This is a genomic window from Aliihoeflea sp. PC F10.4, assembly GCF_054612275.1.
On sequence record NZ_JBTSWH010000001.1, the window covers coordinates 3,927,538 to 3,950,359 of the forward strand.

Here is a 22,822-nt window from a genome sequence, read left to right on the forward strand (position 1 = left end):
CGCCGTCATGCTCGTCAACAGACTCATCCAGATCCTCGCCGTCCTTGCCTTTGTCGCCTTCTTCGGGGTCATCTTGTGGAAGGTGCCGCGGCTCGATCTTGCGGTCGTCATCGGGCTGGGCGCGCTCGCCGTTCTCTACGATCTGTTTGAAACAGGACGACGGGACCGGCGCGCCAGGCGTGCGGGTGCGGCGGACCGGTGACAAGCCAAGGCGGCCCGGACGCCTTGTCCGGCCCGTCATTCCTGATAAAAGGCGGTCGAAAACCCAACCGTAGCAGGCCCGCCAAATGTCCAAGTGGAAAGACGTCAAGAAGGTCGTACTCGCCTATTCGGGCGGTCTCGACACCTCCATCATCCTCAAATGGCTCCAGACCGAACTCGGCGCGGAAGTCGTCACCTTCACCGCCGATCTCGGGCAGGGCGAGGAACTGGAGCCGGCGCGCCGCAAGGCCGAGATGATGGGCATCAAGGAGATTTACATCGAGGACGTGCGCGAGGAGTTCATCCGCGATTTCGTATTCCCGATGTTCCGCGCGAACGCGGTTTATGAAGGCACCTATCTGCTTGGCACCTCGATTGCCCGGCCGCTGATCTCCAAGCGCCTCGTCGAAATCGCCAAGGAAACCGGCGCCGACGCCATCGCGCATGGCGCGACCGGCAAGGGCAACGATCAGGTTCGTTTCGAGCTTTCGGCCTACGCGCTCAATCCGGATATCAAGGTCATCGCGCCGTGGCGCGACTGGACCTTCAAGTCGCGCACCGACCTGATCAATTTCGCCGAACAGCACCAGATTCAGGTCACGAAAGACAAGAAGGGTGAGGCGCCTTTCTCGGTCGACGCAAATCTCCTGCACTCCTCTTCCGAGGGCAAGGTGCTGGAAGATCCATGGGCCGAAGCGCCTGAATATGTCCACATGCGCACCGTCTCGCCGATGGACGCGCCCGACGCCGTCACGGAAGTGACGATCTCGTTCCGCAATGGTGACGCGGTCGCTATCGACGGCAAGGAGATGTCGCCGGCGACGCTTTTCACCAAGCTCAACGAGCTTGGACGCGACAACGGTATCGGCCGTCTCGATCTGGTCGAAAACCGCTTCGTCGGCATGAAATCGCGTGGCGTTTACGAGACGCCCGGCGGCACGATCCTGCTGGCTGCGCATCGCGCGATCGAATCGATCACGCTCGACCGGGGTGCGGCGCATCTGAAGGACGAGCTGATGCCGCGCTACGCTGAACTCATCTATAACGGCTTCTGGTTCTCGCCCGAACGCGAGATGCTGCAGGCGCTGATCGACAAGAGCCAGGAGGACGTCGAAGGCGAGGTTCGCCTGAAGCTCTACAAGGGCAACGTCATCGTCACCGGCCGCAAGTCTGACAAGTCGCTTTATTCCGACGCGCTCGTGACCTTTGAAGACGATCGCGGGGCTTACGACCAGAAGGACGCCGAAGGCTTCATCCGTCTCAACGCGCTGCGCCTTCGCACGCTGGCGGCTCGCAAACGCAAGGGCTGATTCTCTTTCTCGCCCGGCCGCCACAAGCGGCGGGAACCTCCGCGCCTTTGTGATACTTATAGGGCGCGGAGGGTGTTCATGCGCTTATCGTCCTTGCTGTTCGCGGTTGCCGGCGGCCTGCTTATCGCCGGTGCGGTGCGACGGGCCACGCGCCTGCCCGAGCTTGCCCTTCCGCCGTCCGGCCCGGCTCCGGATGTCAGCGGCACCACGCTCGCGCGCGCCATCGGCCCTTATGCAGCCCGTCACCCCGGGCTTTCCGGCGTTTATCTCCTGTCCGACGGCACGGAAGCGTTCGCCACCCGCATGGCGCTGATCCGTCAGGCCGAAAAGACGCTCGATCTTCAATATTATATCTGGCGCGGCGACCGGACCGGGACGCTGCTTCTGGAGGCTGCGCTGGAGGCCGCCGAGCGCGGCGTCCGTGTGCGCCTGCTGCTCGACGACAATGGCATCGACGGGCTCGACAACGTTCTTTTCGCGCTCGACCGGCATCAAAATATCGAGGTGCGGCTGTTCAACCCGTTTCCGATCCGCTGGCCGAAGGCGATCGGATACGCATTCGATTTTCGCCGTCTCAACCGGCGCATGCATAATAAGAGTCTGACGGTTGACGGCCATGCCACCATCGTCGGCGGGCGCAATATCGGCGACGAGTATTTCGGCGTTGAGGACGGCCCGCTCTTCGCCGATCTCGACGTTCTGGCGATCGGTCCGGTCGTGGCAGACACAGGCGTGCAATTCGAACGCTACTGGAACGCGTCCTCGGCCTTTCCCGCGCGCCTTCTCCTGCGACGGGTCGGGCCGCGCGATTTGCGCCGTCTGCGCCGGCGTTCGTCCATCGTGGAGCGCGACCCTGCCGCAAAGCGCTATGTCGAGGCGATGCGCGATCTTGAAATCGTGCGCGAACTGGCAGACGCGCGGCTGCCGATGGAATGGGCGAAGGTGCGGCTTTTCGCCGACGATCCGAAAAAGGCGCTCGGCGCTGAGAAAACGCATCTCGCCGGGCTTCTGCAAAACGTGATCGGAACGCCGCAGCGCGAGCTTCAGATCATCTCGGGCTATTTCGTACCAGGGCGCGTCGGGGTCGCGGATTTGACCTCGATGCGAAAGCGCGGCGTCGACATTTCGATTCTTACCAATGCCTATGAGGCGAGCGATGTCAGCGTGGTTCATGCCGGCTACGCGCCCTATCGCAAGGCGCTGGTGGCGGCGGGCATCAAGCTCTACGAGATGCGTGCGCAAACGCGGCAGGTGCCGACCCGAAGGGAGCGCCGCAAGGGCGCACGGATCGGCGTATCGCGGCGCTTGCGCGGTTCAGGCAGCGCGGCCGTGTCGGCGCTGCGCGCCGGTGCGACCACGCTTCACGCCAAGACGTTCAGCGTCGATCGCGAACGTCTGTTCGTCGGCTCGTTCAATTTCGATCCGCGCTCGGTCGATCTCAACACCGAAATGGGCGTGGTGATCGAATCGCCGCGCCTTGCAGGCATCGCCGCTGACCTTTTTACCGACGACGTGCCGCAGATGGCCTATCGCGTGGTCACGAACGGGTCGGGCCGCATCGCATGGCAGGAGGCGTCCGGTCGTGTTCGTCTTGAGGAGCCGGGCATGGGATTTGCCAGCCGCGCCTTCATAGGTCTTTTGAAGCGCCTCAATATCGAATGGCTGCTCTGACTCTCACTTCCAGATGTCGCGATCGATCCGGCCTTGCAGTTCGGGATATTCCTCGACCTCAAACCGGGGCCGTTTGCCCGCCTTGCGCTGCGCGAAATAGTCCTTCGTCAGCTTGGCGACCGTGCCGGACAGAAGGAGAATCGCGATCAGGTTGATCGTCGCCATCAGGCCCATCGAGGCATCGGCGGCATTGAACACCGTCGCAACGCTCTCATACGACCCCCAGACGACCATCGCCAAAAGCGCAAGCCGAAGCACGGTCAAGCCGATCTTGCCGTCCAAACCCAGAAACGTCATCGCGTTTTCGGCATAGGCATAATTGCCGATGATCGAGGTGAAGGCGAAGAAGAAGATCGCGATGGCGAGGAAATAGACGCCCACCGCGCCGAACTGCTCCTGAAGGGCCGACTGGGTCAGGGCCGCGCCCTGCGCCTCGCCCGCGCCTCCATAGACGTCGGACAGGAGAATGATGACCGCCGTGCACGTGCAGATGACAATGGTGTCGATGAAGACGCCGAGCGCCTGCACGAATCCCTGCGCCGACGGGTGATGCGGGTGAGGGGTCGCGACGGCGGCGATGTTAGGTGCCGAGCCCATGCCCGCCTCGTTGGAGAACAGGCCGCGCTGAACGCCGTTCAGCATAGCGGCCATAAGCCCGCCCGCGACACCGCCCGCAGCCTGCTCGAAACCGAAAGCGTGCGCGAAGATCGAGGCGATGATACCGGGAACTTCCGAGGCGTTCATCGCCAAAACGACGATCGCCATCAGGAGATAGAGGCCCGCCATCGTCGGAATGATGACCTGCGCGACCCGCGCGATCTGGCGGATGCCGCCGAAAATAACGACACCGGCAAGAACGGCGATAACGAGGCCAATCCAGATTCGCGGGACGCCGAGTGCGCCTTCGACCGCCTCGGCAATCGAGTTTGCCTGGACCGCGTTGAAGACGAGGCCGAAGCTCAGGATAAGGAAGAACGAGAAGAGCATGCCGGCCCAACGCGCGCCGAGACCGCGCGTGATGTAGAAGGCCGGTCCGCCGCGATATTCGCCGTCCGAATTCTCGATCTTGTAAAGCTGCCCGAGCGTCGATTCCGAATAAGCCGTCGCCATGCCGACAAGCGCGACCATCCACATCCAGAAAACGGCTCCGGGGCCGCCGAGGGTAAGCGCGACCGCGACACCGACGATGTTGCCGGTGCCGACGCGCGAGGCAAGACTGATTGTCAGCGCCTGAAGCGGCGAGATGCCCTTGCGGTCCGTTTCCGCGCCGCCCTTGAGCACGCGAAACATCTCGCCGAAATGAGCGAACTGGATGAAACCCAGCCTTATCGTGAAGAAAATGCCGACGGCGAGCAGCCCGTAAACGAGGACATAGCCCCAAAGATAGGAATTGATGACATCGATGATGGCGGCCATGACGCGGTTCCCCTCAGCTGCGGCAAATGTCCTTATCGGGTTAAATGTATCATGAAACGGCTTCGTCCATACCCGATGGCCATTTCGGGAATGCAGGCAAGAAAAAAGGCGCTTCGCAGCGCCTTTTCAATGTCATCTGGCGACAGCTATCAATTCGCCGCGTCGATCCGCGCGCCCAGAACGGCGATCGCCTGCTGATAGACGCGGGCCGCGTTCCAGCCCTGGATCGCCGCATAATTCGGCTCGCCCTGCTGGTAGCCGGCACCTGGACGCCAGCCATGGCCGCGCAGGAAGTTGGCGGTCGAGGCAAGCGCGTCGGCGCGCGAACCGATCAGGTCGATGCGGCCGTCGCCGTCGCCGTCGACGCCGTAGCGCACGACGTTTGCCGGCAGGAACTGCGTCTGTCCGATCTCACCATGGGCCGCGCCCTTGGCCTGAGGCGACAAATTGCCCTGATCGACGAGGCGCAGCGCACCAACCAGATGTTCGGAGAAGAACTCGGAGCGGCGGCAATCATAAGCGAGCGTCGCGACTGCCGAGAGAATGTTTTCATTGCCGAGGAAGCCGCCGAAGCCCGTTTCCATGCCCCAGATCGCCATCAAGGGGCCGGCCGGCACGCCATAGACACGTTCGATACGGTTCAAAAGGTCGGCGTGCTGGCGCTTCAGCTGCGTGCCGCGCGAGACGATCGCGTTGCCGCCACGCCGCTCCAGAAACTGGTCGAGCGTCAGGGTGAAGCCACCGCCCTGCTTTCGGTCGGCGGAAATCGTGCGTGTCGCGTAACTCGTTCCCTGCAGCGCGTTCAGGCCGCGCTGGCCAATACCGCTCGATGCCGCGCGCTGGGCGAACTGCCCTTTCCAGGTGTTGAAGCCCGAGCCGTCATTGCCGCATTGCTGCGCGTGCGCCAGCGACATGGTCGCGCCGAGCGCCACGATCGCGCCGAAAATGGTCTTTGCCAGTCCCCGTCCCGCCATCCGTCCACCTTTCCAAGAATACCTGAGAATATTTCCATGCCCGAATGCGCATGCGTTTTGCAGCTTTTGCCCACACTCGCACGCGTTTTCTTACCGGCAGGTTAGACCGGCTCGTTGAAAGAGCATGATGACCGAATTGTGATTCGCTGCGCCGGCAGCAAGCCCGGCCCGCATTCGGCAGAAAAGTGCCGCAAAAATGGCACACCTCAGGGATCGGCTCGGGCGGCGGAACATCGGTCTGCAAGCCGCGTTTTGCTGCGCAATCACGCGCCCGGATTTTCCGCCATGAAGCTTTTCTCCTGTCCGCACTGTTCCAGTCGCCTTTACTTCGAGAACGGGCTTTGTCTCGCCTGCGGCACCACCGTCCTTTACAACCCGATGCAGGAGAACTTCGTTGTCGCCGGACAGGAGGGGATCGCCTGCACCAACGCCGTTCCGGCCGGCTGCAACTGGGTGGCCGAAACGGAGGCCGGCTTTTGCCGCGCCTGTTCGCTCAACAAGACAGTTCCCGACATGAGTGTCGCCGGCAACGACCGGCGATGGGCGAAAACCGAGGCTGCCAAGCGTCGCGCGGTCTATCAGCTCCTTCATTTCGGGCTCGACGTGGCGCCGAAAGCTGCGCCGGAAGACGAAGTCGGCCTCGCCTTCGATTTTCTGGCCGATCCGATTGGTGGCGGACCGGGCGGGGAGCGCATCCTGACCGGGCACGACAATGGATTGATCACGCTCAATGTCGCCGAGGCCGACAGCCCTGAACGCGAGAAGATGCGCGTTTCGATGGGCGAAGCGTATCGCACGCTTCTCGGCCATTTCCGCCATGAACTCGGACATTATTACTGGGACCGGCTGATCCGTGACGATCCGCAATGGCTCGATCGCTGCCGGGCGGTCTTCGGCGACGACCGCGAGGATTATGCGCAGGCGCTCCAGCGCCATTACGAAGCCGGGCCGGTTGCCGGATGGGAGCAAAACCACATCTCGCACTATGCGGCGAGCCACGCATGGGAAGACTGGGCCGAGACCTGGGCCCATTATCTCCACATCTATGACACGCTGGAAATGGTCGCCGCGCTCAACATGCCGCTCGGACGCCTCGACACCGCCGTCGAGCATGATCTGCCGCCGAACGAGGGCGATTTTGCCGACACGCCCGTCGCCACCCATGTCGAGCACCCGGAGCCGCCGGCTGATTTCGACGAGCTTTTGACCCGCTGGCTGATCGTCTGCGAGGCGTCGAACCAGATCAACCGCTGCATGGGCCTGCCCGATCTCTATCCGTTCGTCATCTCCGAGCAGGTGGGCGAGAAGTTGCGTTTCGTGCATGAGCTTCTGGGCGAGACGCGCGGGCGGGCCGGGCCGCATTGATGGGAAGAGGGAGCAATCAATTGGCGGTTACGCTTCCCGCCGCCTATGATGATCGCCTCTTCCCTCCCCAATTGACTCTGCCCGCAATCCGCGTAAAAGCCCTGCCGAACGGGAATTTTTCAAATGCGCGGCCTTCTGATGGCATTCATGGCGTTTTCGCAATCGGCACGTTTTACCGATCGCATGCCTTCGCGCGACCGCTTCACCCCGGCCGGCACGCTCTCCAAAACGACGACCAAAACCGTCTGACCGTCCGGCCGCCTCGCCCTCTCCCCGGGATCGGCCGGAGGAGAGCCCCGCTGCCGGCGGCGGATAGTCTCCAAGGTGAACGCGGAGAGATCGAGGAAGAAAGACTATGGGTTTCAAGATCGCAGTCGTAGGCGCAACCGGCAATGTCGGGCGCGAAATGCTGAACATTCTGGAAGAGCGCGGCTTTCCGGCCGATGAGGTCGTCGCGCTCGCCTCGCGTCGCAGCCAGGGCACGGAAGTCTCCTATGGCGACAAGACGCTGAAGGTTCGCGACCTCGCGCAATACGACTTCTCCGATACCGATATCTGCCTGATGTCGGCCGGCGGCAACGTGTCGAAGGAATGGTCGCCGAAGATCGGTCGCCAGGGCTGTGTCGTCATCGATAATTCGTCGGCGTGGCGCTACGATCAGGACGTGCCGCTGATCGTTCCGGAAGTGAACGCCGACGCCATCGACGGTTTTACGAAGAAGAACATCATCGCCAACCCGAACTGCTCGACCGCGCAGCTCGTCGTGGCCCTCAAGCCGCTTCATGACAAGGCGAAAATCCGGCGCGTCGTCGTCTCGACTTACCAGTCGGTTTCCGGCGCGGGCAAGGAAGGCATGGACGAGCTTTTCACGCAGACGCGCGCCGTCTTCGTCGCCGATCCGGTGGAAGCGAAGAAGTTCACCAAGCGCATCGCCTTCAACGTCATTCCCCATATCGACGTCTTCATGGAAGACGGCTCGACCAAGGAGGAATGGAAGGTGATGGCCGAGACCAAGAAGATGCTCGACCCGAAGATCAAGGTCACCTGCACCGCGGTGCGTGTGCCGGTCTTCATCGGGCACTCCGAAGCGGTCAATATCGAGTTCGAAAATCCGATCACCGCCGACGAGGCGCGCGACATCCTGCGCGAAGCACCCGGTTGCCTCGTCATCGACAAGCGCGAGGATGGCGGCTACGTCACGCCGCTCGATTCGGCCGGTGAGGACGCGACCTATATTTCCCGCATTCGCGAGGACCAGACGATCGAGAACGGCCTCAACATCTGGATCGTCTCGGACAATCTGCGGAAGGGCGCTGCGCTCAATACGGTTCAGATCGCCGAGCTGCTCGTTGCACGCGGCCTGATCCAGCCCAAGAAACAAGCTGCCTGATACCTGCCCGATCATGCAAAAAAGGCCGCGCATCGCGGCCTTTTTTATGTGTGCATCAGCTTTTCGGAGCGGGTCCGACGACGGCCCAGCTGTGCCCGAACGGGTCTTTCAGAACGCCGTAAAGGTCGCCCCAGAACGCAACTTCCAAGGGCATCACCACCTCGCAACCGGCGTTTACGGCGCGGTCCCAGATGGCGCGCGCGTCGTCGCCGATCAGATTGAGCGTGACGCCCTGCGGTTCGACCCATGGATAGCCGTATTCTGGCATGGCGTCCGCGATCATCAACGTGCCGCCATTGATCTTCAGTTCGCAATGCATGACGCGCTTGCCGTCATCCATGCGCGTGCGCTCGCCGTTTTCCTCAGCACCGAACGCGGCCTTGTAGAAGTCGATTGCGGCGTTCGCATCCTTGGAACTCAGATGCGGGATCACGCCTGGATATTTGTAGTCGGACATCGTTTCCTCCTGTTGCCGGTCAGCGTTCGATGAACGCCTCGAACCCGCCGAAAATCATCCGCTTGCCGTCGAACGGCATGTCCTCCATCTGCGCCTTCAGGCGTGAATCCTCGAAGACCTTCTTCATCACCGCGTCGCGTGTGGCGCGGTCGGGATAGGTCGCCCAGGCGAAGATGACGATCTCGTCGTCCTTGGCCTGAACCGCGCGCGGAAATGATGTCAATTCGCCATAGGGCACGTCCTCGGCGACGCATTCGACATAGCTGGTCGCGCCATGTTCGAGCCAGACCTCGGAGGCCAGGGTGGCGGTCTTCTTGTATTCGTCCAGTCGCGCCTTCGGAACGGCAAGCAGGAATCCGTCGACATAGCTCATTTCGATTCTCCCTTTGGTTGATCTGAAAGAAAGACGAACCGGATCGTACCGATCCGACATCGATTGTCAGAAAAGCTCAAATTCGCTTTGCCAGTTCCGCGAGCTGGTCGGCACTTTTGCCCCAACCCTCATGGAAACCCATCTTTTCGTGCGCGTCCCGGTCCTCGATACGCCAATGGCGGGCGCGGGCAGTATAGCGCGTTTTGCCGTCCTCGTCGGCAAAGGTGATGATGCCCGTGAAGAACGGCTTTTCCGCAGGCACCCATCCGGCGGTGTAGGCGTCGGTGAAGACGATCTTCCGGTTCGGCACGATTTCCAGATAGACGCCGTTGTTCGGATATTCGTTCCCCTCGGGATCGCGCATCGTAATAGACGACGCCCCTCCCGGCCGGGGATCGATTTCAACGCCTGCGATCGTCCATGGCGCGGGAACGAACCATTGCTTCAGCAACTCCGCATCTGTCCAGCAACGAAACAGCTTGTCGGCAGGCGCATCGATAAGACGATCGAGAACGAGGTCGTTGGAATGTTCGGTCATAAGAGGCTCCCATAGGTTCCGCACTGCGTTGTCGGTATCAGGACGATCCGCGCTGACACGATCCGACAGGTCGGTTCCAAAATTCCGTTCGGCTTGACATTAAGGAACCGATGGCCACGCTTGGTCTGCAATATCGGAGACGCCTGCCATGAAAATCGATCCGTTCGCCGTCGAAATCTGGATGAACGCGCATGAAACAAGATGCGATTTCAATCTGGCGGAGACCTGCGTCGATTCGGTGACGCTCGCCGAACTTCTGGAACTCGCCGGCAAAGGCCCGGCCGATCTGACGGAGCTTTTGACGATGCGCCTTTCCTATGGCGCGATCGAGGGGTCGGAGCGGTTGCGTGCGGCTATCGCAGCGCTCTACGAGCACCAGAAGCCGGAAAATATCATCGTGGCGCATGGCGCGGCCGGTGCGAACGCACTCGTTCATCAGGCGCTCGTCGAGCCGGGTGACCGCGTCATCTCGGTCATCCCCACCTATCAGCAGCACGTCTCCATCCCGCAAAGCCTTGGGGCCGAAATCGTTCGGCTCGAACTGCGACGGGAGGATGATTTCCGGCTCGATACGGCCGAATTGCGCCGGCTTGCTACAGATGGAACGAAGCTGATCGTCCTGACCAATCCGAACAATCCGACCGGCGCTCTGATCGGCCGCGAGGGGCTGGAAGAAATCGTATCGATCGCCCGCGCTAGTGGAGCCTGGGTCCTGTGCGACGAGGTCTATCGCGGCACCGATCAGGACGGCGGCGGGGCGACCGTTTCCATTGCCGACCTCTATGAAAAAGGCGTTAGCACGGGTTCGATGTCGAAGGCGTTCGCGCTGGCTGGTCTTCGGCTCGGCTGGGTCTGCGCGCCAACGGAAATCATCGAGGCGATCTCGATCCACCGCGACTACAACACGATCAGCGTCGGCATGATCGACGATCATTTTGCCGCACTGGCGCTCGAAAACGCCGACGCGATGCTTGCGCGCTCAAAGCGCATCACGCGCACCAATCTTGCGATCCTGTCGGATTGGGTCGCCCGCGAGCCGCTCATCGACTGGGTGAAGCCGCAATCGGGCACCATCGCCATGCTGCGCTATAATCTGCCGATGTCGTCCGAAGCGTTCTGCCTTGCCCTGCTCGACGAGACAGGCGTGATGCTGACGCCGGGAAGCGCGTTCGGCATGGAAGGGTATCTGCGCATCGGCTATGCCAATGACGAGGCGATCCTGCGTAAAGGGCTGGAGCTTATGTCCGGCTTCCTCGACAAGCGCGCCAAGGCAGCGGCCTAAACCTGCATCTCATCCAGATGGCGGCGGATGTGCGTGGCCTCCGCAGGTGTGCGGGCAAGCGCGATCGCGCGGTCGAACGCTTCGCGCGCTTCGCGGCAGCGACCGAGTTCGGCAAGCAGCCCGCCTCGCAGGCCATGGAAATGAAAATAACTGCCGAGGCGATCGCCGAGCGGTTCGATGAGATCGAGAGCCGCCTTCGGACCTTGCACCTTGGCAAGCGCGACCGCGCGGTTGAGCGTAACGACGGGCGATGGCTCGACTGTTTCCAGCATGCGGTATAGCAGCTCGATTTCTGTCCAGTCGGTTTCCGCCGCCGTTTTAGCGCGCGCATGCAGCGCTGCGATGGCCGCCTGAATCTGGTAGCTGCCCGGCCTTTTATGACGAAACGCCTTGTCGACGAGCGCCAGCCCTTCCGCGATCATTTTTGCGTTCCAGCGGGTCCGGTCCTGGTCGGCGAGGAGCACGATCGCGCCGGTCGCGTCGAGGCGCGCCGCAGACCGCGCATGCTGAAGAAGCATCAGGGCCAGAAGCCCCATGATCTCGGGCTCTGTCGGAAAAAGGCGCAGCAGCAGGCGGCCAAGCCGGATCGCCTCCTCGCACAGGACACCGGATGCCGCGACGTTTTCGGCTCGCGAGGAATAGCCTTCGTTGAAGACGAGATAGACCATCGCGGCGACCGCGCCCACACGCTGCACCCGAGCGACTGCGTCGGGCGTTTCGAATTCGCGGCCGGATGCCGCGATCCGCGACTTGGCACGGGTGATCCGTTGTTCCATGGCGGTGTCGGAAACGAGGAAGGCGCGGGCGATCTGCGGCACCGTCAGCCCGGAAACGATGCGCAACGCCAGAGCCACCTGATGTTCGGGCGGCAGAGCCGGGTCGCAGCAGGTAAACAGGAGGCGCAAAATATCGTCGCGGTAGTCCTGCCCGTCGAGCGTTTCGACCATCGGCGTTTCGACGTCGCCGAGTTCGGACAGTGCTTCCTCGTGCGGCAGGGCGACCAGTCGCTTGTCGCGGCGCACCGCGTCGATCCCGACATTGCGACCGACGAAGATGAGCCAGGCTGCCGGATCGCGTGGCGGTCCGTTCTTCGGCCAGTTTTTCAGCGCGCGAAGGCTCGCTTCTTGAAATGCATCCTCTGCCCGATCGAGATCGCGGAAATAGCGCAGCAGTGCGCCGACGGCTTGCGGACGTGCTGCGGAAAGCGTCCTGTCGATGGTCGCCGGTTCGCTCATCAGCCGTCCTGCTGCGCACTGGGCGGGCGCATGTAGCCTACCGGTCGGATCTCATAGGAGCCGTTGCCCGGATTTGCTTCGGCGAGTTCCTTCGAAAAGGCGATGGCCTCGTCGAGATCGGTGCAATCGATCAGGTAAAAACCAAGGAATTGCTCCTTCGTCTCGGCGAACGGTCCGTCGATGACGAGCGGCTCGCCGGCCGATTTGCGGAGTGTCGTCGCCGCCGTTGTCGGAAGGAGGCGCGCGACGGGACCAAGCCGGCCCGTCTTCTCGACCTTTTGCAGAACGCCGTCGAGGCGTTGCATGACGGCGGCGTCCTCTTCGTCGGTCCACTGGCCGACGGCATCTTCGTGGTCGTAGCAAAGTATGGCGTAGAGCATGTTCGGCCTCGTGCGCTTCGTTTTGAAAGACGCATGAGACAAGACCGATCCGACTTTCGCCGCAACGATAATTTTTGTGGCGCTGCAAAATGAAAAACCCCGCCGGCACGAGCCGACGGGGTTTCGACTGTCGAAAAGCGACAGAAACTTACGAAGCGGCTTCTTCCGAAGCTTCCTCGGCCGGTGCGTTCGCAGCTTCGGCTTCGGCGGCAGCCTTGGCGGCTGCATCTTCCTCGGCCTGCTTCTGGGCAGCCAGACGCTCCTGCGCCTTCTTGCCCGGCTCGGCCTTCGTCGGGTTCTGGCGCTCGTCACGCTTGGCAACGCCTGCCTGATCGAGGAAGCGCAGCACGCGATCGGTCGGCTGCGCGCCGTTGTCGAGCCAGTACTTGATGCGCTCTTCATTGAGCTTCACGCGCTCGCCGTCCTTGGGCAGCATCGGGTTCCACGAGCCGACCTGCTCGATGAAGCGACCGTCGCGCGGAGCGCGAACGTCGGCGATGACGACATGGTAGTAAGGACGCTTCTTGGAGCCCGCGCGGGCCAGACGAATTTTCAGTGCCATTTCAGTTCTCCTGGGATGGATGTTCGGTTCAATGTTTCTGCGAGGCGATGGCCTCGTGGTGGCGGATGACTTCACGGATGATGAAGTTCAAAAACTTCTCCGCGAAATCGGGGTCGAGATTGGCTTCGTTCGCAAGGCGGCGAAGCCGTTCGATCTGGGTCTGCTCGCGCGAGGGATCGGCAGCGGGCAGGTCATGCTGCGCCTTGAGCTTGCCCACGGCCTGCGTGCAGCGAAAGCGCTCGGCGAGCATGTGGATCAGCGCGGCGTCGATATTGTCGATCGACGCGCGGTAGGAGGCGAGGACTTCGCGGGCGCGCTGTGCATCCAATGTTTCGGTCATGAAAGCTTCCCTGAATGGCGCGCGAGGAAATCAGCCGGCGGCAGGTGCCGCCAGAACGGGTTGATACCGTAGGGCTTGAACTCGGCTTCACCTTCGCGCACGGCACCGAGCCTTCTGGCAAGAGCGGCCGACGGTTCGTTTTCGTCCACGATCAACGAGATGGCGGCCTTCCAACCAAGATCGCGATAGGCAAACGCGATGGCCCGCACTGCGGCCTCGAAGCCGTAGCCGCGCTGCTGGTGCTCGGGAAAGATCATCCAGCCGATTTCCGGCTCCGGCCAACCTTCGGGAAACCACGGGCCGACAAGACCAACGGAAGCGCCGCTCGCCTTTTCCTCGACTGCGAATTCACCGAAACCGCGCAGATGCCAGGTTCCGGCTGACGTGGCCAGAAACCGCCACGCGCCGATACGATCCTGCGGACCGCCGACGAAACGTGACGCGTCGCTTTCGTAAAAGCGCGCATAGGCGTCGAAATCCGTGGCGCGGGGTGCGCGCAGGATCAGGCGCTCCGTTTCGAGCGTCGGGATCATTTCCTGCCGCCTTTCGGCAGACCGGGCAGGCCGCCGAGACCGGGAAGCGAGCCGCCGCCAAGGCCCGGCAGACCGCCGCCGGGAAGGCCACCCGGCATTCCCTTGCCGAGGCCGGATGCCTGAACCTGCTTTTGCAGGGCTTCGAGCTGCTTTGGGTCCATCTTGGAAAGGTCCGGCATGCCGCCGCCCATTCCACCGAGACCGCCCATGCCTGCGCCGAGCCCCATCTTGGAGGCGAGGCCGCCCATGGCAGCGCGCATCATGCCGCCGCCCTTACCCTTGCCGCCCATGGCCTTCATCATGTCGGCCATCTGGCGGTGCATCTTCAAAAGCTTGTTGATCGCCGCGGCGTCGGTGCCCGAACCGGCAGCGATGCGCTTCTTGCGTGAATGCTTCAAAAGATCGGGATTAGACCGCTCCGCCTTTGTCATCGACTGGATGATCGCGATCTGGCGACCGAAGGTCTTGTCGTCGAAACCGGCGGCCGCGACCTGATCCTTCATTTTGCCCATGCCGGGCATCATTCCCATGATTCCGCCCATTCCGCCCATCTGCTGCATCTGGCGAAGCTGGTCGGCAAGGTCGTTCAGGTCGAACTTGCCGGCCTGCATCTTCTTTGCCATCGCCTGCGCCTTTTCGGCGTCGATGGTCTCGGATGCGCGCTCGACGAGGGAGACGATGTCGCCCATGCCAAGAATACGGTCGGCGATACGCTTGGGATAGAACTCCTCCAGCGCATCCATCTTTTCGCCGGTGCCGATCAGCTTGATCGGCTTGCCGGTGACGGCACGCATGGAAAGAGCGGCGCCGCCGCGACCGTCGCCGTCCATGCGGGTCAGGACAAGGCCGGTGATACCAACTCTGGCGTCGAAGTTCTGCGCGAGATTGACCGCGTCCTGACCGGTCAGCGAATCGGCGACGAGCAGGATTTCGTGCGGGTTGGCGACCTGACGGATTTCCGCCATCTCCGCCATCAGCGGCTCGTCGATATGGGTGCGACCGGCCGTGTCGAGGATGACGACATCGTGGCCGCCGAGCTTTGCGGCCTGAACCGCACGGCGGGCGATGTCGACCGGCGATTGGCCGGCGACGATCGGCAGCGTCGGGACGCTCGTCTGCTCGCCAAGCTGGCGTAGCTGCTCCTGCGCTGCCGGGCGGCGTGTGTCGAGCGAGGCCATCAGGACCTTCTTGCCTTGACGCGCCGTCAGTCGCTTGGCGATCTTGGCCGATGTCGTCGTCTTGCCCGAACCCTGAAGGCCCACCATCATCACGACGACGGGCGCGGGCGCGTTGAGGTCGATCGTCTCGCCTTCCGCGCCGAGCATCTCGATCAACTCGTCATGAACGATCTTGACGACCATCTGGCCGGGCTTGATCGATTTCAGGACTTCAGCGCCGACTGCCTTTTCGCGCACCCGGCCTGTGAAGGAGCGGACGACCTCCAGCGCTACGTCGGCCTCAATCAGCGCGCGGCGCACTTCGCGCAGCGCGGCCGAAACGTCGGCTTCCGAAAGCGCGCCACGACCCGTCAGGCCGTTCAGGATGGAGCCAAGGCGCTCTTGCAGGTTTTCGAACATCATCCGTCCTTCATGTCTCGCGCGTCATCGCCCGAGAGGTAATGCGTCCGGAGCGCCGACCCAACCCGCAAAGCAAAACGACACCCGGGGGCGCATGGCGCTGCCGGGTGTTGACCTCCGGGATCCGGCCTTTCCTCAATCAGGAAAGCGCCCCGGTCGGCTGCTCGAGTTGGTCACTCGTCGCTTGAACAGGCGGCTTATGTTCCAAAAACCGACACGGAGTCAAGTTTTGCCTCATCCGAACGAAAAACGCCGCCCTGAAATCCGGGACGGCGTTGATGTTTCGCTAAGATGTCAGCTTTTACCAGGGGCGGACCCAGCCCTGAACGATCGTGTGGCGATCACGGTGATTGCCGCCGGTCACTGCACCGAAATAAGCACCCACGGCGCTTATCAGGAGCGAAGCGGCGGTGATGAAGGCAGCAACCATGGTGACGCGGCGTGTCCGTTCGGCCGCCTCACGTGCGGTCGCTTCCAGTTCCTGCGCCTGTGCCCACACCTGATCGACGCGCGCCTGCGCTTCGGCCTCGTCGGTTCCGGTCCGGGCGGCGACGATGCCTGCAAGATAATCGCGATCGTCCAGTGCGAGTTCGCCATCGGCCACAGCCGTCAGGAGAATGCGGCCGACCTCTTCGCGTTGTTCGGCAGTCGCGGTGTCGGTCGCCGTTCCCGGGCGCAGGAGACGGTCGCTCAAAAGCGCGTTCGGGTTGACGTTGTCGGCCAGCGTCGCCGCGCCCGAGGCCGCTCCGCCGACCGCCGACCCGACTGCGTTGGCCGCCGTGCCGAGAACCGCCGAAGCGCTGGAGAAGGCAAGCACCGCGCCCAGAAGAACGCCAAGACCCCAGACGAGCAGGCCGTGCGATCCATCGCGGATATCGGATTCTTCCTCCGTCGCATCGTAGTTGCGGCGGCGAAGACGTCCGGTCAGATAGCCACCCGCCATGAAGGCCGAGACCTGAACCCAGATCAGCCAGAGGGCCGCAGCGATGGCGAATGCGGCAAGCGAAATGCCCGAGCCCTCATAAGCCGAGGTGAAGCTCAGCCCAAGCGCGGAGCCGAAAGCGAGAAGAACAAAAGAAATGGCGGTCGCGAGAACCGCGCCGCCGATGATTGCAGGCCAGTCGACATATGATTTCTCATCGCCTGTCGCTATGGCCGTCGCGCCGACAGGCGCGGTGGGTGCAGCCCCGTATTCAGGAGTCATCGAAGTTCTCCGGTCATTGTTCAGCGAAGGCCGAGAAGCGAAAGGATGAAGAGGACGACCACGACGAGGCCGACGAGATAGATGATGCCGTGCATGATGAAGCTCCCAATGTTAGTGGCTGCTCATCAACACGCCAATTTGTCCTTCGTTCCCGAGGAAGCCACAAAATCGCCATGTGGGGCGCTCGCATAGCGCGCAATTTTTCGGCGGGCTCTCTTTTTGATCGCGTTCAGCGGCGTCGACACCATCACGAAAACGGGAGGGAACCGGAGCGAGGTCGCGGCGTTTTCAGGGCGGTCACTTGCGGTGCCGCAAGGGTGCTCGGATGTGACGGAACAGATTAACGCATGACTGCAAGGCAACAATTATGAGAACCGCATTCGTTCGCTTCAAAACCAAGGCTTCCACCCTCGCTATTTTGACAGCGATGCTGGTTCCGGGCGTGGCGGGCGCGGTGGTTCTGCCGGAGCACGCTCCGCTCCCGGTCGATCGTCCCGCCGTGGAGGTTTCTGCTCAGACAAGCCTTGCAACGATACATCGCGAAGTGGCGCAGATTTCCACGACCGAACAGGAAATTCCCGATGCGCGACGCGACGTCCGCATCGTCGGAGCGAACTTCCTGCCCGCCGCGGAGGAGAGCATCGACTTCACATCGGTCGGCCAGGGGCAGCTTTCCGGCGTCAACACAGCGGAGAATTTCGTCATGAGCATCGTGACGGCTCTGTTCGAGCGGACCGCCGAAGAACAGCCTATGCAGGTTGCCGCGACGACGCATTAGTCGCCCGAGCCTGAGGTCAAAGCACTTCGATTTTTACGGACGCGACACCCTGATTGATCATGCCGACGGCCTGCGCCGCGCCGCGTGAGAGGTCGATGACCCGATTGCCGACGAACGGTCCACGATCGTTGATGCGCACGGTCACGGCCTGCCCGGTCCTCTGGTTCGTTACGCGGACCTTCGTCCCGAACGGAAGCGTTTTATGGGCGGCTGTCATCTCGTGCATGTTGTATCGCTCGCCATTGGCCGTCGTGCGGCCATGGAATTTCGAGCCATACCATGAGGCCGGGCCGGTGATTGTCTTCAAGGCTTCCACCTTGTCGTTGGCATGAGCCGGCAACGCGGCACCAAGCGAAAGTGCGCATATGACGAATGCGGCTTTCGCCGCCTTTGATTGAAGCATTTATCGAATAACCCTTGTTGAGCGCGAGACCACAAAGTCTTCGCGAAGCGCATCTGAAGGGTCGATGAGGCACGACTTGGTAATCGTTTGGGCGATTTCGAGGCGATTTTGTGATCGAATTTATCCGGGCGAGAAACTTACGTAACGATACTTGAGCTCATACAATTATGACTAAACACCCGAAATGCATCGTATTTCTCAGGGCGTCATCACCTCGATCAGGGCTGGTTTTCCGATGGCATGCGCGGTTCGAAGTGCGGCCCTTAGCGGCGCAAGATCGATCGCCGCTCGTGAGAGTTCTTTCGCGCTGAAGACGACCGAGATCGGCAAGATCGATGCAGGCCTGTCGTGCATGTCGCTGCGCTGGTGGAAAAAATAAACGCGCCCGGCAACGGGTGAAGCGGAACATGCGCGAATAACGGAACCAGTCGGCCTGTCTGGCGGTTGTCAGCCCGAATGCATGACAGCCGTCAGCCGCTTCGACAAGGGAGAATGATTTCCGATGATCCGTCTGCTGCTCATGGCGCTCGGCGCCTATACGCTCTACCGAATTTACGCACCGCTCGAAAACGAACCGCCGCAACGCATCGCGGACCAGCGAACCGGAACAAGGCGGACGCCCGGCCGCCGACGCACGGGCGGGTCGCGCTCGTGAGCAAGCTCATCTACGAAATCGTCGAACATGACGGCGGATGGGCCTACAAGGCCAAGAACGTCTTTTCGGAACCCTTTCCAACGCGCGAGGCCGCTCACAAGGCGGCAGAGCGCGCCGCTGCCGAGCAGCAGCTTGGCGGTAACGACGAAGCGATCGAATATCAGGATCGCGAAGGCGTGTGGCACGAAGAAAGCGCCAGCGGCGGCGATCGACCGCAGACCGAAGTCAAGGACTGACGCTTAAAGCGCATCCAACGAAAAACGGCGTCCCGAGGGACGCCGTTCGTATATTCAAGGTCAGGTGGTCTTAGTTGACCGTCTGGCCTTCGATCTGTTTGGCTCCGGACGAACTGGCCTCGATCGTGATCTTGCGCGGCTTCAGCTCTTCGGGAACCGAGCGCTTCAGCTCGATGTGCAGGAGGCCGTTCTTCAAAAGCGCACCGACGACTTCGACGTGGTCGGCAAGCTGGAAGCGGCGCTCGAAAGCGCGCGCGGCAATCCCGCGATGCAGGAACTCGGACGTCTGGTCCTTAGTCTCAGGCTTCTCGCCCTTCACGGTCAGGACGTTGCGATGCGCCTCGATCGAGATGTCCTCTTCGCCGAAGCCGGCGACGGCCATCGAGATGCGATAGGCGTCCTCGCCCGTGCGCTCGATATTGTAGGGCGGATAGGACTGGCCGGTATCCGGCTGCCCGAGCGAATCGAGCATCGTGAACAGGCGGTCGAAGCCGACGGTCGAGCGATAGAGCGGTGAAAAATCAACGTGACGCATGGGTGTGTTCTCCAATTGAGCAACGTGTTTTGCGTGTGGAGCGCGTCGGGAAGACCTTGGGTCCTTCCTCTTGGCGTCCAGCGGCCCCGACATCGGCGACCGCTGGACTGAGGTGGGTTTTGGCGCGCCGCGTTTCAAGATGCGCGCGATGAACGCCAGATGAACCGCCACTTCGGATTTCGTTCAGCCGCGTCCGGCTAGATTGCGATCAATGAATTCGAACAGACGGCCATCAAGCCGCTGGTCGTCACCCAAGCCGGACCGGGTGTAACGTCCCTTCCTCCCGGTTCGTCAGAGGCCGGAAGTTTCCCAAAAGGAGCTTCCGGCCTTACCTTTTGCGCCCAAGCCTTGCGATAGTCTTTGCCTTTCGGCGTGCCTGTTTCTATCACGTGTATCGAGACAGACAGGGTATCCATGGCCGACCAGATATTCGCCAGCGCCGGCAATCCCGCTCCTTCGGACGCCAGTACCGGAACGTTTCCCGGCAAGGGAAAGGTGCGGCTGCGCTATGCACGCTTCGCCGCCACCGGACGGCCGCTCAAGGGAACTGTCGTCATCTTTCCCGGCCGCAACGAAGCGATCGAGAAGTATTTCGAGACCATCGGCGAGTTGCAGGGTCGCGGCTTTGCGGTCGCCATCTTCGACTGGCGCGGGCAGGGCGGATCGCAACGCCTGACCAGAAATCCCCGGCGTGGCCATGTGCGTTCGTTTCAGGACCATCTCGCCGACATCGATGCTTTCGTTTCCGAAATCCTTTTGCCGGACTGCCGCGCACCTTTCTATCTTCTCGGCCATTCGACCGGCGCGCTGACGGCGCTGCTCGCCGCGCCGCGACTCACGAACCGTGTGCGCCGGATGGTGCTGCTCGCGCCGCTTCTGACGCTCGAGCGCATCCCGGTTTCGATGAAAACGCTGCGCCGCGTTACCGGATTCTTGACGCGTATCGGATTGGGCCGTGTGTACCTCGCGCGCGGGCAAAGAAAGCCGCAGAACCAGATTTTCGAAACGAATATCGTGACCAGCGACCCGGAACGCTTCGCACGCAACCAGGGCATCTATGCCGAGCATCCGAATCTCGCCCTCGGCGCGACGACGGTGGGCTGGGTCCATGCCGCGAGTGCGGCTTCAGCGCGAGTCCAGACGCGCGAATTCCTGCGCAACAACCGCATTCCAACGCTGCTGATTGCGGCCGGTGCGGATACGCTCGTCTCCACGCCCGCGATCGAAGCCTATGCGCAGCAATTGCGCGGGGCCTCTCTTGTCACGATCGACGGCGCAAAGCACGAAATCCTGCAGGAAAAGGATCGGTATCGCGACCAGTTCTGGGCGGCTTTCGACGCGTTCATTCCCGGCGAAGGCGGTGACGATTTTTAGCGCTCGTCGGAAATGACCTTGCCGTCATTGGGCAGCGTGCCGGGCGGCACGATCTCGACCACGCCTTTCAGCTTCGTCAGCTCTGAAAGTTTGCCGGCTGCCTTTTCGGCGATCGACGGATCGGGATGTTCAAGTTTCAGGACCATGGCATCCTGTTCGTTCGCGCGAGTGACGACAAGGCGCATGCGCCCATCGGTGCCCAATGCCTTGCCCAGCGCCGCGATCTGCTCCGGCCGCACGAACATGCCCTTGACCTTGGCGGCCTGATCGGCGCGACCCATCCAGCCCGCGATGCGTCGCCGCCCGTCGGCACCCGCTTTTAGCATTTTGGACATGTCACCGGTCGCGAAGCGGATCAGCGGATAGTCGCGGTTGAGCCGCGTGACGACGATTTCACCGACTTCGCCATCCGCCAAGAGTTCGCCGGTTCCCGGGCGGACGATCTCCAGCACCACGCCGTCGTTGATGGCCATTCCCTCGCCGCCGTCCTCATAGGCGACGATGCCGAGATCGGCCGTGCCGTAGGCCTGCGTCACATGCACGCCGTGCCCTTCGAGTTCGGCGCGAAGCGAGGGTGGCAAAGCCGCACCGGAGACGATCGCTCGCCTGATCGAGCTAGTATCGACCTCGGCCTCCGTCGCCTTGTCGAGCAGGATTTTCAGGAAATCCGGCGTGCCGACATAGGCTGTCGGGCGGAACTGGCCGATCGCGACGAGCTGGTCGGCGGTGTTGCCGGGCCCAGCCGGAATCACCGCGCAGCCGAGCGCGTGCGCGCCGCTTTCGAACATCGCGCCAGCCGGCGTCAGATGGTAGGAGAAGGTGTTGAGAACGATGTCGCCGGCTTTTACGCCCGCAGCTTCCAGCGGCCTTGCCGCCCCCCACCAGTCGCGCCCACGTCCTTCGGGATCGAAGATCGGGCCGGGCGAGATGAAGAGGCGTGATAGCGATCCCGCCGGCGTGGCGTTCAATCCGCCGAAGGGCGGCTGAGCGGCCTGCAATCCGGCAAGGTCCGACTTGCGCAGGACGGGAAGTGCAGCCAGCGCAGCGCGTGATGTCAGCGTTTCGACATCGATCCCGGCCAGGCTTTTCGCCCAATACGGCTGTTCAGCAATCGCCAGGGAAAGCTGCGCGCGCAACGCGGCGAGGAGGTCGCTTTCACTCATGACAGCCAGCGCTTGCGGCGTTTGTAATGTTTTACGTCGCGGAACGATTTGCGTCCCTCGCCGCCGACGCCGAGGTAAAATTCCTTCACATCGTCATTTTCGCGCAGGGCCGATGCTTCGCCGTCGAGCACGACGCGGCCCGATTCGAGGATGTAGCCGTATTTGGCATAGCGCAGCGCGACATTGGTGTTCTGCTCGGCAAGCAGGAAGGAGACGCCCTGCTCGTCATTCAGCTTCTTCACGATCTCGAAGATTTCCTCCACGAGTTGCGGCGCAAGGCCCATCGACGGTTCGTCGAGGAGGATCATCTTGGGCCGCGACATCAACGCCCGCCCGATCGCTGTCATCTGCTGCTCGCCGCCTGACGTGTAGCCGGCCTGGCTGTTTCGCCGCTCGCGCAGGCGCGGGAAATACTGGTAGACGAGTTCGAGGTCGTCCTTGATCGCCGCGTTTCCGTCGCGCCGCGTGAACGCGCCGGTCATCAGATTGTCCTCGACGGAAAGATGGCCGAAGCAGTGCCTCCCTTCCATGACCTGAATGCAGCCGCGCCGGACCAGATCGTTGGGCGAGAGCGCCTGAACCTGCCCGCCCTCGAACAGGATCGTGCCCTTCGTCACCTCGCCGCGCTCGGCGTGGAGGAGATTGGAAATCGCCTTCAGCGTCGTCGTCTTGCCGGCACCGTTTGCGCCCAACAGCGCGGTGATGCCGCCGCGCGGTACCGAAAGCGACACGCCTTTCAAAACGAGAATAACGTGGTCGTAGATCACCTCGATATTGTTGACCGACAGAATCGGCTCAGCGGGATCGGGCGCGCGTGCTGTCGCTTCACTCATTATCGAGACCTTTTTCTTTGGAGCATGCGGCGGCGCG

Annotated in this window: 28 protein-coding genes; 12 read left to right on the top strand and 16 right to left on the bottom strand. The window is 62.2% G+C overall.

Annotated features, from left to right (window positions below):
* Positions 1–7 precede the first annotated feature (7 nt).
* From ACX82Z_RS19660 to ACX82Z_RS19670, 3 genes are all read left to right on the top strand, one after another.
* Positions 8–202 carry a hypothetical protein gene (locus ACX82Z_RS19660; RefSeq protein WP_459590766.1) on the top strand — a complete coding sequence of 65 codons (195 nt, stop codon included), beginning with the start codon at positions 8–10 and terminating at the stop codon, positions 200–202.
* 85 nt (positions 203–287) lie between these two features.
* A complete protein-coding gene (locus ACX82Z_RS19665) occupies positions 288–1,511 on the top strand; it encodes an argininosuccinate synthase (RefSeq protein ID WP_459590768.1) in 1,224 nt (407 codons plus the stop codon).
* A 78-nt stretch (positions 1,512–1,589) separates the two neighbouring features.
* Positions 1,590–3,182: a phospholipase D-like domain-containing protein gene (locus tag ACX82Z_RS19670; RefSeq protein ID WP_459590769.1), complete on the top strand. Its 1,593-nt coding sequence runs from the start codon at positions 1,590–1,592 to the stop codon at positions 3,180–3,182.
* A gap of 3 nt (positions 3,183–3,185) precedes the next feature.
* Here the strand turns inward: ACX82Z_RS19670 and ACX82Z_RS19675 are convergent, their stop codons facing one another.
* Complete coding sequence (locus tag ACX82Z_RS19675) at positions 3,186–4,598, bottom strand: alanine/glycine:cation symporter family protein (protein ID WP_459590771.1); 1,413 nt, start codon at positions 4,596–4,598, stop codon at positions 3,186–3,188.
* Positions 4,599–4,747: 149 nt separating this feature from the next.
* Positions 4,748–5,572, bottom strand: a complete 825-nt coding sequence (locus tag ACX82Z_RS19680) for a lytic murein transglycosylase (RefSeq protein ID WP_459590772.1) — start codon at positions 5,570–5,572, stop codon at positions 4,748–4,750.
* A gap of 285 nt (positions 5,573–5,857) precedes the next feature.
* On the opposite strand from ACX82Z_RS19680, the gene ACX82Z_RS19685 reads away from it, so the two are divergent.
* The 3 genes from ACX82Z_RS19685 (at position 5,858) to ACX82Z_RS19695 (ending at position 8,327) form a co-directional block, all read left to right on the top strand.
* Positions 5,858–6,937: a zinc-binding metallopeptidase family protein gene (locus ACX82Z_RS19685; RefSeq protein WP_459590774.1), complete on the top strand. Its 1,080-nt coding sequence runs from the start codon at positions 5,858–5,860 to the stop codon at positions 6,935–6,937.
* Between the two features lie 123 nt (positions 6,938–7,060).
* The gene (locus tag ACX82Z_RS19690) at positions 7,061–7,186 is read left to right on the top strand and encodes a hypothetical protein (RefSeq protein ID WP_459590776.1); all 126 of its coding nucleotides are present in this window, start codon (positions 7,061–7,063) and stop codon (positions 7,184–7,186) included.
* A gap of 106 nt (positions 7,187–7,292) precedes the next feature.
* Positions 7,293–8,327, top strand: coding sequence for an aspartate-semialdehyde dehydrogenase (locus tag ACX82Z_RS19695; protein WP_459590778.1), 1,035 nt, complete (start codon positions 7,293–7,295; stop codon positions 8,325–8,327).
* Positions 8,328–8,382: 55 nt separating this feature from the next.
* On the opposite strand, the gene ACX82Z_RS19700 is transcribed toward ACX82Z_RS19695, so the two are convergent.
* The 3 genes from ACX82Z_RS19700 to ACX82Z_RS19710 form a co-directional block, all read right to left on the bottom strand.
* Complete coding sequence (locus tag ACX82Z_RS19700; RefSeq protein ID WP_459590780.1) at positions 8,383–8,784, bottom strand: VOC family protein; 402 nt, start codon at positions 8,782–8,784, stop codon at positions 8,383–8,385.
* Between the two features lie 19 nt (positions 8,785–8,803).
* Positions 8,804–9,157 carry a DUF1428 domain-containing protein gene (locus tag ACX82Z_RS19705; RefSeq protein WP_459590782.1) on the bottom strand — a complete coding sequence of 118 codons (354 nt, stop codon included), beginning with the start codon at positions 9,155–9,157 and terminating at the stop codon, positions 8,804–8,806.
* 76 nt (positions 9,158–9,233) lie between these two features.
* Positions 9,234–9,695 carry an SRPBCC family protein gene (locus ACX82Z_RS19710; protein WP_459590784.1) on the bottom strand — a complete coding sequence of 154 codons (462 nt, stop codon included), beginning with the start codon at positions 9,693–9,695 and terminating at the stop codon, positions 9,234–9,236.
* Positions 9,696–9,843: 148 nt separating this feature from the next.
* Between ACX82Z_RS19710 and ACX82Z_RS19715 the strand changes: the two genes are divergently transcribed.
* A complete protein-coding gene (locus tag ACX82Z_RS19715) occupies positions 9,844–10,977 on the top strand; it encodes an aminotransferase (RefSeq protein ID WP_459590785.1) in 1,134 nt (377 codons plus the stop codon).
* Here ACX82Z_RS19715 and ACX82Z_RS19720 read toward each other — a convergent pair.
* The 7 genes from ACX82Z_RS19720 to ACX82Z_RS19750 all read right to left on the bottom strand — a co-directional run bounded on the left by ACX82Z_RS19720 (position 10,974) and on the right by ACX82Z_RS19750 (position 16,808).
* Positions 10,974–12,212, bottom strand: a complete 1,239-nt coding sequence (locus ACX82Z_RS19720) for an RNA polymerase sigma factor (protein WP_459590787.1) — start codon at positions 12,210–12,212, stop codon at positions 10,974–10,976. The genes ACX82Z_RS19715 and ACX82Z_RS19720 overlap by 4 nt on opposite strands.
* Positions 12,212–12,592, bottom strand: coding sequence for a YciI family protein (locus tag ACX82Z_RS19725; protein ID WP_459590789.1), 381 nt, complete (start codon positions 12,590–12,592; stop codon positions 12,212–12,214). Before ACX82Z_RS19725 ends, ACX82Z_RS19720 begins: the two co-directional genes overlap by 1 nt.
* Before the next feature lie 148 nt (positions 12,593–12,740).
* Positions 12,741–13,154, bottom strand: a complete 414-nt coding sequence (gene rpsP, locus ACX82Z_RS19730; protein WP_459590791.1) for a 30S ribosomal protein S16 — start codon at positions 13,152–13,154, stop codon at positions 12,741–12,743.
* A 28-nt stretch (positions 13,155–13,182) separates the two neighbouring features.
* Positions 13,183–13,494 carry a chorismate mutase gene (locus ACX82Z_RS19735; protein WP_459590793.1) on the bottom strand — a complete coding sequence of 104 codons (312 nt, stop codon included), beginning with the start codon at positions 13,492–13,494 and terminating at the stop codon, positions 13,183–13,185.
* Positions 13,491–14,027, bottom strand: coding sequence for a GNAT family N-acetyltransferase (locus ACX82Z_RS19740; protein ID WP_459590795.1), 537 nt, complete (start codon positions 14,025–14,027; stop codon positions 13,491–13,493). The genes ACX82Z_RS19735 and ACX82Z_RS19740 overlap by 4 nt, the downstream gene beginning before the upstream one ends.
* Positions 14,024–15,604, bottom strand: coding sequence for a signal recognition particle protein (gene ffh, locus ACX82Z_RS19745; protein WP_459590796.1), 1,581 nt, complete (start codon positions 15,602–15,604; stop codon positions 14,024–14,026). The genes ACX82Z_RS19740 and ffh overlap by 4 nt, the downstream gene beginning before the upstream one ends.
* A gap of 301 nt (positions 15,605–15,905) precedes the next feature.
* A complete protein-coding gene (locus ACX82Z_RS19750; RefSeq protein ID WP_459590798.1) occupies positions 15,906–16,808 on the bottom strand; it encodes a hypothetical protein in 903 nt (300 codons plus the stop codon).
* Between the two features lie 367 nt (positions 16,809–17,175).
* Here ACX82Z_RS19750 and ACX82Z_RS19755 point away from each other — a divergent pair, with 367 nt between their 5' ends.
* Complete coding sequence (locus ACX82Z_RS19755; protein ID WP_459590799.1) at positions 17,176–17,586, top strand: hypothetical protein; 411 nt, start codon at positions 17,176–17,178, stop codon at positions 17,584–17,586.
* A 16-nt stretch (positions 17,587–17,602) separates the two neighbouring features.
* Here ACX82Z_RS19755 and ACX82Z_RS19760 read toward each other — a convergent pair whose 3' ends face one another.
* Positions 17,603–17,989: a septal ring lytic transglycosylase RlpA family protein gene (locus tag ACX82Z_RS19760; RefSeq protein WP_459590801.1), complete on the bottom strand. Its 387-nt coding sequence runs from the start codon at positions 17,987–17,989 to the stop codon at positions 17,603–17,605.
* A gap of 184 nt (positions 17,990–18,173) precedes the next feature.
* Here ACX82Z_RS19760 and ACX82Z_RS19765 point away from each other — a divergent pair, with 184 nt between their 5' ends.
* The 3 genes from ACX82Z_RS19765 to ACX82Z_RS19775 all read left to right on the top strand — a co-directional run bounded on the left by ACX82Z_RS19765 (position 18,174) and on the right by ACX82Z_RS19775 (position 18,880).
* The gene (locus ACX82Z_RS19765) at positions 18,174–18,368 is read left to right on the top strand and encodes a hypothetical protein (protein WP_459911950.1); all 195 of its coding nucleotides are present in this window, start codon (positions 18,174–18,176) and stop codon (positions 18,366–18,368) included.
* A 123-nt stretch (positions 18,369–18,491) separates the two neighbouring features.
* A complete protein-coding gene (locus ACX82Z_RS19770; RefSeq protein WP_459590802.1) occupies positions 18,492–18,644 on the top strand; it encodes a hypothetical protein in 153 nt (50 codons plus the stop codon).
* The gene (locus ACX82Z_RS19775) at positions 18,641–18,880 is read left to right on the top strand and encodes a DUF2188 domain-containing protein (protein ID WP_459590803.1); all 240 of its coding nucleotides are present in this window, start codon (positions 18,641–18,643) and stop codon (positions 18,878–18,880) included. Before ACX82Z_RS19770 ends, ACX82Z_RS19775 begins: the two co-directional genes overlap by 4 nt.
* A 70-nt stretch (positions 18,881–18,950) precedes the next feature.
* On the opposite strand, the gene ACX82Z_RS19780 is transcribed toward ACX82Z_RS19775, so the two are convergent.
* Complete coding sequence (locus tag ACX82Z_RS19780; RefSeq protein ID WP_459590804.1) at positions 18,951–19,415, bottom strand: Hsp20 family protein; 465 nt, start codon at positions 19,413–19,415, stop codon at positions 18,951–18,953.
* A 414-nt stretch (positions 19,416–19,829) separates the two neighbouring features.
* Here ACX82Z_RS19780 and ACX82Z_RS19785 point away from each other — a divergent pair, with 414 nt between their 5' ends.
* Positions 19,830–20,789, top strand: coding sequence for an alpha/beta fold hydrolase (locus ACX82Z_RS19785; RefSeq protein ID WP_459590805.1), 960 nt, complete (start codon positions 19,830–19,832; stop codon positions 20,787–20,789).
* Here the strand turns inward: ACX82Z_RS19785 and ACX82Z_RS19790 are convergent.
* Positions 20,786–21,952, bottom strand: coding sequence for a phenylacetate--CoA ligase family protein (locus ACX82Z_RS19790; RefSeq protein ID WP_459590806.1), 1,167 nt, complete (start codon positions 21,950–21,952; stop codon positions 20,786–20,788). The genes ACX82Z_RS19785 and ACX82Z_RS19790 overlap by 4 nt on opposite strands.
* Positions 21,949–22,785, bottom strand: coding sequence for an ABC transporter ATP-binding protein (locus ACX82Z_RS19795; protein WP_459590807.1), 837 nt, complete (start codon positions 22,783–22,785; stop codon positions 21,949–21,951). Before ACX82Z_RS19795 ends, ACX82Z_RS19790 begins: the two co-directional genes overlap by 4 nt.
* Positions 22,786–22,822 lie beyond the last annotated feature (37 nt).